Annotated in this window: 1 pseudogene and 1 riboswitch; the pseudogene reads right to left on the bottom strand. The window is 75.8% G+C overall.

What is annotated here, in order from left to right:
- Positions 1-268, bottom strand: a pseudogene (locus G3I71_RS47700) (hypothetical protein); the annotation flags it as partial.
- Positions 269-272: 4 nt separating this feature from the next.
- Positions 273-370: riboswitch (SAM riboswitch) on the bottom strand.
- Positions 371-443: the final 73 nt, after the last annotated feature.

Here is a 443-nt window from a genome sequence, read left to right as displayed (position 1 = left end):
CGGGCCGGCCGTCGCCCGGCGTGACGCCGGTCGCGGCGAGCTGCTCGAGGAACCGCGGGTTGGGCTGCCCGGACGGGTACTGCACCCACTCGACGAGCGCGGCCTGCCGGCCGACGGGCCGCAGGTCGGGCACGCCGACGTAGCGCCACTCGGCGTCGGTGCGCACGTCGACGAGCACGGCGTCGTCGCGCTCCTGCAGGATCTGCCAGGCCTCGGTGGCGGTGACGTCCCCGGCGTAACCGGGGGCGGGACGCGGCTGCACGGTCATGGTCCTCCCATCGTCTCTGGCGGTAGCACCCTGCGCCACGGTCGCCCGTGCGGGTTGCTGCGGCGTCGTCGAGCCAGATCTCTCGGCCGCTCTGGATGGTCGCGGCGATGCTACGCCCGCCGTGGCCCGGGCCGTGCGGGTGTCTCACGCCCGCGCCGTCGACGCCCGTGGAGAC

The sequence above is a fragment of the Streptomyces sp. SID12501 genome, assembly GCF_010550245.1.
Lineage (GTDB): Bacteria > Actinomycetota > Actinomycetes > Streptomycetales > Streptomycetaceae > Streptomyces.
The sequence above is the reverse complement of the archived record's forward strand: the minus strand, read 5'-3'. Positions and strand labels throughout refer to the sequence as shown.